The organism is Mycobacterium asiaticum (genome assembly GCF_001668675.1).
GTDB classification, from domain to species: Bacteria; Actinomycetota; Actinomycetes; order Mycobacteriales; family Mycobacteriaceae; genus Mycobacterium; species Mycobacterium asiaticum_D.
The window spans coordinates 1-1,456 of sequence record NZ_LZKQ01000064.1 but is presented as its reverse complement, the minus strand read 5'-3'; the positions used below and the strand labels follow the sequence as shown (position 1 = coordinate 1,456).

The following is a 1,456-nucleotide window of genomic DNA, read 5'->3' as shown; positions in this document are numbered from 1 at the left end:
CGGGCCGACGAGCTGCGGCGGTCTCTGCTTTCGGCGGTCAGCCACGACCTACGCACCCCACTGGCGGCCGCCAAGGTTGCGGTGTCCAGCCTGCGCGCCGGCGATGTGGCCTTCTCCGCCGAGGACACCGCCGAATTGCTTTCCAGCACAGAGGAATCCATTGATCAGCTGACTGCACTGGTGGGTAACCTGCTCGACTCGTCGCGGTTGGCCGCGGGGGTGGTGCGCCCCGAGCAACAACGGGTGTACCTCGAGGAGGTGGTGCAGCGCGCGTTGGTGAGCATCGGCAAGGGGGCCACCGGATTCTACCGATCCGCCATCGATCGCGTGAAGGTCGACGTCGGTGATGCCGTAGTGATGGCCGATGGCGGACTGCTGGAACGGGTGCTTGCCAACCTGATCGACAACGCGTTGCGCTACGCGCCTGATTGCATGGTCCGGGTCAACGCGGGACGGGTGGGCCAGCGCGTGCTGATCAACGTGATCGATGAGGGGCCGGGGATTCCGCACGGGGCCGAGGATCAGGTGTTCGAGGCGTTTCAGCGGTTGGGTGACCATGACAACACCACCGGTGTCGGTTTGGGGATGTCGGTGGCGCGCGGCTTCGTCGAGGCCATGGGGGGCACGATCCAGGCCGGCGATACGCCGGGGGGCGGGCTGACGGTGGTGCTGGACCTGGCCGGGCCGCCGGACAGCGGTGAACAATGACCCGGGTCTTGGTAATTGATGACGAGCCCCACATCCTGCGGGCGCTGCGGATCAATCTGAGCGTGCGCGGTTATGAGGTGATTACCGCGTCAACCGGTGCAGGAGCGCTGCGGGCCGCCGCTGAGCATCCTCCGGACGTGGTGATTCTGGATCTCGGTCTGCCCGATATTTCGGGTATCGATGTGTTGGGCGGGTTGCGCGGGTGGCTTTCCGCACCGGTAATTGTGTTGTCGGCGCGCAGCGATTCTTCTGACAAGGTCGAGGCGTTGGACGCCGGAGCCGACGATTATGTGACGAAGCCGTTCGGGATGGACGAGTTTCTGGCCAGGTTGCGGGCCGCGGTGCGGCGCGCTGCCGCGGCGTCGGAGGTGGAGCAGCCGGTGGTCGAAACTTCTTCTTTCACGGTTGATTTGGCAACGAAGAAGGTGCTGAAGGGCGGCGCGGAGGTGCATCTGACCCCGACGGAGTGGGGCATGCTGGAGATGCTGGTGCGCAATCGCGGCAAGCTGGTGGGTCGCGAGGAGTTGCTCAAGGAGGTGTGGGGGCCGGCTTATGCGACCGAAACGCATTATCTACGAGTCTATTTGGCGCAGCTGCGGCGCAAGCTTGAGGAGGACCCGTCGCATCCCAAACATTTGCTGACCGAGTCGGGTATGGGTTACCGCTTCGAAGCATGAGCGGGGTGCGGTGCGCGCCGTCTCTCAGGGGCATGTGCGTCGTTGCCCGGCTTGCAGCGACATTGTCGGTG

The 1,456-nt window shown here is 64.9% G+C and carries 2 protein-coding genes; both read left to right on the top strand.

The window, feature by feature from the left end:
* Positions 1 to 708: sensor histidine kinase (locus A9X01_RS06295; protein ID WP_253848975.1), on the top strand; the 708-nt coding region annotated here is incomplete at its 5' end.
* Positions 705 to 1,385, top strand: coding sequence for a response regulator (locus A9X01_RS06290; RefSeq protein ID WP_065119933.1), 681 nt, complete (start codon positions 705 to 707; stop codon positions 1,383 to 1,385). The genes A9X01_RS06295 and A9X01_RS06290, both read left to right, overlap by 4 nt.
* Positions 1,386 to 1,456: the final 71 nt, after the last annotated feature.

Bases quoted from the DNA above. Each gene is read 5' to 3' on its own strand.
- A9X01_RS06290 (WP_065119933.1), top strand. From the start codon at position 705: ATGACCCGGGTCTTGGTAATTGATGACGAGCCCCACATCCTGCGGGCG.